The sequence below is a fragment of the Paenibacillus sp. cl130 genome (genome assembly GCF_900116035.1).
Taxonomy (GTDB): Bacteria; Bacillota; Bacilli; order Paenibacillales; family Paenibacillaceae; genus Paenibacillus; species Paenibacillus polymyxa_B.
Window position 1 is genome coordinate 221,421 of record NZ_FOYG01000010.1, and the last position, 7,022, is coordinate 228,442.

5 protein-coding genes and 1 rRNA gene are annotated in these 7,022 nt (G+C 42.4%); 5 read left to right on the forward strand and 1 reads right to left on the reverse strand.

Annotation, left to right across the window (positions count from 1 at the left end; translation table 11 throughout):
- Window positions 1-945: 945 nt before the first annotated feature.
- Complete coding sequence (locus tag BM358_RS23365; protein WP_028542086.1) at window positions 946-1,524, forward strand: sugar O-acetyltransferase; 579 nt, start codon at window positions 946-948, stop codon at window positions 1,522-1,524.
- A 93-nt stretch (window positions 1,525-1,617) separates the two neighbouring features.
- Here BM358_RS23365 and BM358_RS23370 read toward each other — a convergent pair whose 3' ends face one another.
- Complete coding sequence (locus tag BM358_RS23370; RefSeq protein ID WP_028542087.1) at window positions 1,618-3,099, reverse strand: MocR-like pyridoxine biosynthesis transcription factor PdxR; 1,482 nt, start codon at window positions 3,097-3,099, stop codon at window positions 1,618-1,620.
- Window positions 3,100-3,224: 125 nt separating this feature from the next.
- Between BM358_RS23370 and BM358_RS23375 the strand changes: the two genes are divergently transcribed.
- The 4 genes from BM358_RS23375 to BM358_RS23390 form a co-directional block, all read left to right on the forward strand.
- The gene (locus BM358_RS23375) at window positions 3,225-4,010 is read left to right on the forward strand and encodes a PhzF family phenazine biosynthesis protein (RefSeq protein WP_023987233.1); all 786 of its coding nucleotides are present in this window, start codon (window positions 3,225-3,227) and stop codon (window positions 4,008-4,010) included.
- Between the two features lie 75 nt (window positions 4,011-4,085).
- Window positions 4,086-5,303 carry an MFS transporter gene (locus BM358_RS23380; RefSeq protein WP_028542088.1) on the forward strand — a complete coding sequence of 406 codons (1,218 nt, stop codon included), beginning with the start codon at window positions 4,086-4,088 and terminating at the stop codon, window positions 5,301-5,303.
- A gap of 30 nt (window positions 5,304-5,333) precedes the next feature.
- Window positions 5,334-6,170: a 3-methyl-2-oxobutanoate hydroxymethyltransferase gene (panB, locus tag BM358_RS23385; RefSeq protein ID WP_028542089.1), complete on the forward strand. Its 837-nt coding sequence runs from the start codon at window positions 5,334-5,336 to the stop codon at window positions 6,168-6,170.
- Between the two features lie 633 nt (window positions 6,171-6,803).
- Window positions 6,804-7,022, forward strand: a 16S ribosomal RNA gene (locus tag BM358_RS23390); the annotation flags it as partial.

A 7,022-nucleotide genomic window follows, 5' to 3' on the forward strand; every position in this document is an offset into this window, starting at 1 on the left:
TTTATTGAATTAAAGGGACACGTTAGTTCAATAAAACAGCGGCAGGCTCAGACTGATAAAAATAAAGTCCGAGCCTGCCGCTGTTTTATATTGGAGCCAGTCATATAATTATAATCCGGAGCCTGACGGTAAACTATACCCAGCTACCTTGTATCCCACAGACGGTTCTTGCGAGCTGTTACTCTGAAAATAAAGCATCCGTTGCAACCGGATGAAGGATAGGCAGTGGCTGAAGGGAGATGGTCCGGTCGAGATGAACAAACGCATCATAACGATCCGTCATGCTGGAAGGCACATAATTGCCGAAGCTTTATTGGCTTACTAACACAATCGGGTCGTCAACGCGGATATATTATGAAAATTCACATTCTCTGCCGCCATTAGGCTATATAAAAGTACCAACTGGGGTTGCATTATTCCGTGTTTCCTTTTAAAAGATATCCGTCGACAATGAAACCCGAACCAGGGAAATTATCTTTAGGAAAGGTCACGATCGCGCATGTTTGATCTTCATCATAATTTTGCGTTACTCTCGCCCAGAAGGTTGACGATCCTGTACGTAAGAGAATGGAGGCCTCCTTCTGTTTTCACATATAAGCAGATAACATACGAATGGTTGGCATTGTACTTATAACGTCTGGCCGGCCACCGTGAGATTCAACCATTTCTACTTCAATGATTTCTCCGGTTTGTACAAGAGATTTGATGACGTTTCCGCAAGTCGCCACGCTTAAACCGGTAATGTTAGAGACCGATGAAGTTGTTCCATGCTGCATTGACTTTAACTTGTTTTTACCAATTATATATTAAATTGTTAACTCGAATCGAGTTGTGTGGTAGATTTGGTGACTTGATCCTCATTTTTATATAAGTTATTATAAGTCGTATAATATTAGATAATAAAAAGAATGTTAGGTATAAAGTCAGACGAAAGGGAGTGCTTGAGTGACTTTAAAAGAGCAATTGAGAAGCGGAGAAATGTACAACGATTATTCGGAGGCGTGTAGTGCTGCAAGACACGAAGCGTCTAAACTAACCAAGCTGTACAATAACAGCGATGATAAGCAGGAAAGAAAAGAAATCTTAGACAAGCTGCTAGAGAAATGCGGAGAAGACGTCCATTTTGCGAATGATTTTCGCTGTGAATTTGGGTTCAACATTACGATTGGCAATCACTTTTTCGCAAATTATGATTGCGTGATTTTGGATTGCGCGGAAGTTATGATTGGTAATGATGTTTTGTTCGGGCCTCGAGTTGGAATCTATTGCGCGAATCATGCAACAGATGCCGTTGAACGCAGAAATGGTGGTTGTTATGCGAAACCAGTAACCATAGGAGACGATGTATGGATCGGCGCCGGTGTTCATATTAATCCTGGAGTCTCAATCGGTAGCAATTCGATCATTGGTTCCGGGAGTGTCGTAACTAAAAACATCCCGGCTAATGTTATAGCTGCCGGTAATCCCTGCCGAGTGATTCGAGCTATTACCGAAGCCGATAAAACCGGATTTATGGATGCATGACAAAACCGATAGGTGGGATCATAAAAGAAGACTGCTGAAGTAAGCTTCAGGCAGTCTTCTTTGTGTTTTCTTTTCGAGGCGGCCCAAGGATATTTAAAAATAAGGAGAGGAATGCGAGTTTTTTCTACTTAAAATGATGCCCGCTAAAATTTCGCATAACGTCGTTATGCCTTCACGAAGCAATTCCTGACTGACGAACGAAAAACTTAATCGGATATGATGATTCTCATGTTCAACAGAGAAGCAGGAGGATCCCGGCAAAAAGGAAATTCCCTTTTTATTGGCTTCTGCTAGAACAAGATGCGATTGTACCCATTCCGGAAGGCTAAGCCACAGATTAAGTCCTCCTTGTGGCACCATCCAAGACACTTCTTTCGGGCAGCGCTCTGACAGAATTTCAAGCGCTAAATCGCGTCTTATTTTCAGTGTCGTTCTTAAGTTTTGCATATGACTTTCTACAATCGAAGGCTCGAGAAAAGGAAGCAGTATTTTTTGAGTCACCAATGGAGTACCTAAATCCGCGTTAGCTTTTGCAGCTAACACTCGCTTGAAAATAGAACCTGAAGCCGATAAAACGCCGATCCTACAGCCGGGTGCCAATATTTTACTCAATCCTTTTAAATAAATAACATGTCCATATTCATCCATGCTTTTAATTGGAGCAGGGGGGTGCTGATCATAATAGATTTCGCCCCAAGGATCGTCTTCGATAATAAGTGTTTGTGTATTTTGCGCCATTTCCAGAAGTTTCCTTCTTCGCTTATGGCTCATTAAGACACCGGTCGGATTATGAAAATTCGGAATCGTATAAATAAGTTTAGGATGATGTTTATCAAATAATTGCTGCAAAATATCCAAACGCATTCCTTCTTGGTCGAGAGGAACGGTTAGAATCGTAACGCCTCGATTTCGGAAAATATCGATAGCTCCGGGATATGTCGGAGCTTCAAGAATCACAACGTCCCCAGGACCTACGAATGTTCGAGCAATTAAGTCAATTCCTTGCTGCGAACCGTTCGTGACCAACAAATTTTCAATTTGCGTGTAAACGCCTAGACCGTTTAAATATTGCTGCATAGCGAGCCTAAGTTGTTGATCGCCCTGAGTATGACCGTATCGCGATAAAAAGGTTCCATCTTCTTGAATCAAGTGTTCAAACGCCGTTTTCAAATGTCGGTTAGGAAGCAATTCGGGATCGACCATGGAAGAAGCCAAGTGAATTTTTTGCGGCACATGATGAAATTGAGCGAGTTGGGAGCGCGGTAAATAATCCGGAACCGACAATTGCCAGTCCTGAGTTAATGGTTCTTCGATGCAGGCAGTCTCAATATCATTGTTTTTTTTACGGACAAATGTCCCGCTGCCTTGTACGGAATAAAGAAAATTTTGCTGCTCTAATTCGCGATATGCTTTGACTACTGTTAATAAACTGACATTAAGCTGCTTGGAGAGTACTCGAACAGAAGGCAATTTTTCACCTTCCTGCAGGAAACCGGATAAAATTTGATCAATCACAGCCAGCACAATTTGCCGAGTAATTGAAATCCCATTGTTTCGCTGAATATAGATGTGCATACGAAACCACCTCAAGTGTTATATCATCTAGTTGATTGTTATACATATAAGTCCTTTATAATGTCTACATTGTTTCATCATAACATAACACTTTAAGTGTTATTAGCGAAAAAAGAAGGAGAAGGATGAGATACTATGTAGTAGATGCTTTTGCGGAAAAGGTATTCGAAGGGAACCCTGCGGGCGTATGTATTTTGGAAGAATGGCTTCCGGAAGCAACGATGCAAAGCATCGCAACCGAAAATAATCTTTCTGAAACAGCATTCGCTGTTAAAGAAGGTGAAGATTATCGGTTAAGATGGTTCACACCGGCAGCAGAGATTGAGCTATGTGGACATGGGACTTTGGCTACTGCTTTTATTCTCGCTCAGTTTTATGAGCCAAACAGCAACAGGTTTGTTTTTCATACGTTAAGCGGGATCCTGACTGTTTTGAAAAAACAAAATCTGTTTGAATTGGATTTCCCGAATCGGCTTCCGGAATCTTTTGCTTTGACTCAGGATATGGTCGATGCGCTCGGAGTCACTCCTATAGAAACCTATTTAGGTCGTGATCTGATGTTTCTATTAGAAAACGAGGATCAAGTTCGTCAGTTAACCCCGGATTTTTCGAAGCTTAAACAGCTGCCGGATGGGCTAGGGGTCAATGTGACATCTCAAGGCAGTCAGTTCGACTTTGTCTCGCGAAGCTTTTTCCCAAAACTTAATGTCAACGAAGATCCGGTATGCGGTTCGGCTCATTGTAATTTGATTCCATTCTGGGCAGGACGATTAGGGAAGAACGAATTGGTGGCTCGGCAGGCGTCCCCTAGAGGAGGCACTTTGTATTGTCGTCTGGAAGGCGACAGAGTCGTGATGGGCGGTACAGCAGTTCTCTATGCTACATCTGAACTGCATCTCGATCACCTATAAAAAAACCTGAACGGACTAAAATAGCAGTTCAGACCTTTTTTTATTCGTATGTATTGAGTAGAGGAGTATCCTGAAATGAAATTGCATTATGGATGGATTGTACTATTTGCCACGTTCTTTGCGCTGTTTGCTGTCCAAGGCGTGCGATTGGCTTTTGGCGCATTTATTATTCCATGGGAGAACGAATTTTCCCTGGACCGAAGTATGACTTCTTTGATTTCGACCGTCAGTTTTATCGTGTATGGCCTTTCTCAACCTGTTGTGGGACGACTAATCGATCGATACGGCGCGAGAATGATTGTGATAGGGAGCACGGCTTTAGTTGGAGTAAGCGTCATATTGACTGCTATGACTCAGCAATCATGGCAGTTATTTTTATTGTATGGTTTCTTTGTTTCCTTAGGCGTAGGGGGAGCTTCCAATGTAGCAGCTGCAGCAATCGTGACGAAATGGTTTACAGCTAAGCGCGGTTTTGCTTTGGGGATCGTGGAAGCGGGTTTCGGAGTCGGGCAAATGATCATGGTTCCGGGCTCTCTTTTGCTCATTCAAGTTATGGGCTGGCGAGGGACGGTTGTCGTACTGGGATTGTTTTTATTGCTTTTAGTCGTGCCGGTGGTTGTTTTTTTATTACGAAATCAACCTGCTGATAAAAATCTTTCGCCGTATGGCGGCGTCAATGAACAAGGCGATACCGTAGCTGAAAACAAAAATTCTTCCCCATGGAGTGTTTTTGCCGATTATAAGTTTTGGTTCATTATTATGCCATTCGTCATCTGCGGTTTTACAACTACGGGATTAATGGATACCCACTTGATTCCTTTCGCACATGACCATGGGTTCTCAACTCAAGTCACCGGGAGTGCGGTCAGTATCTTAGCCGCTTTTAACATTGCCGGCATCATACTGTCAGGATATTTGGCCGATCGCTGGAGCAGTCGTCGAATGCTGATTTTCCTTTATAGTGTTCGCAGTCTGTCTTTAATTCTTTTACTGGTCAGTCACGAACCGGTATTGCTTCTTATATTTGCGGCAGTATTTGGATTAGTCGATTTTGCAACAGTAGCGCCTACTCAACTGCTGGTTACCAAGCATTTCAACAAACATCGGGTAGGATTCATTATTGGATGGTTATTTTTGGGGCATCAGGTAGGTTCAGCTTTAGGGTCATATATTCCAGGGTTACTATATTCTCATCATAACAGCTATTCCAGCGCATTTTACGCGGCTATTTTTCTTCTGGTTTTGGCCGTTATAATTACTTATCTATTACCCAAGAAAGAACTTGCTTCCTAACTTCAATACTTCATTTTCAGGAGAATATTCATGAAGCAAACCGTGGATTTTATAAAAATGAAGCAGCGCGAAGAAAAAATCGTTGTGCTGCCTGCCTATGATTATCCTTCTGCTAAGCACGCAGAACAGGGTAGCGTAGATATCATTTTGGTTGGCGATTCTCTCGGGATGGTGGTACTGGGTTACGATTCCACCGTCCCGGTTACGCTTGAAGATATGATTCATCATACTAAAGCAGTTAAACGAGGGGCAAAGAACACATTTATTATGGCGGACATGCCCTTTCTAAGTTATCACCTTACGGTGAAGGACACCTTAATCCATGCCGGCCAATTGGTCCAAGAAGCCGGTGCCCATGCTGTAAAACTGGAAGGAGCCGGTGAGGTTATCGAACATATTGCTGCATTGACGAGAGCCGGAATTCCTGTCTGTGCCCATTTGGGCCTGACGCCGCAGTCTGTCGGTGTCTTAGGTGGCTATAAAGTGCAGGGGAAAGATGCCCGATCTGCTCAACGTCTTCTGGAAGATGCGAGAAAGTGCGAAGCTGCCGGTGCCTTTGCTTTATTGTTGGAATGCGTGCCGAAGCAGCTGGCTGAAAAGGTTGCCAAGTCCTTGACTATACCTGTAATCGGGATCGGAGCTGGCTTGAATGTGGATGCTCAAGTTCTCGTTTACCATGATATTTTAGGCTACGGTGTTGAACGTGTGGCCAAGTTTGTGAAGTCTTATCAAAAACTAGATGCTTCTATATCAGAATCCATTCAGGCCTATGCAGCAGATGTGCGAACCAAACAATTTCCTGAAGAAATCCATTCGTTCAACATGAAGGAAGAGGAATTAAAAAGAGTTTATGGAGGCAAGGAATAAAACAAGCAGTGATTTGTGAAGGGTAACCGGTTTTGAAATTGAAAAATGAGAAGTTAAGGAACAGCAGTGCCAAACAGGCACTGCTGTTGTTAGTTTCACCTGTTCTAAAAAGTATACTTTTAGGAACGGTTCTAAATTAGTTTATTTCACGTTCCAAAATGTTTGTAAATTATTATTGGAACGTTTCAATATTAATCCCCCCTTTTGGAACTGAAAGGGGGAGGCATCATATAGTAGAAATGAAGAATAGCAAATTCGAAAGTATGAGCAGTAAAGTAATAGAACTGATTTTGATAACTTGGTTATTAATTGGTGTAATTTTCATGTAGTAATCAGCAAATCTAAATGATATATTATTTATCCGGCCGTAAGATAGGCTGTGATGTAATATTTAGATGGACTTCAAAAATTCAAAGGATCACCTGTGAGGTATTATTTACCAGTAGTATGAATCGCCAAAGTATGATATATTAATATTCCGGGTGTTGATATGTCCGGAAATGCTTGATCTTTGAAAACTGAACAACGAGTGAGTAAAACGATTTTGTTCGCAAAATCAAACAAGAGATATTTTATCTCGTCAGTTTCAAAATGAGCTTATCGCTCTTTCTATAAACCAACTTCGGTTGGTCTTTAATGGAGAGTTTGATCCTGGCTCAGGACGAACGCTGGCGGCGTGCCTAATACATGCAAGTCGAGCGGGGTTATGTAGAAGCTTGCTTCTACATAACCTAGCGGCGGACGGGTGAGTAACACGTAGGCAACCTGCCCACAAGACAGGGATAACTACCGGAAACGGTAGCTAATACCCGATACATCCTTTTCCTGCATGGGAGAAGGAGGAAAGACGGA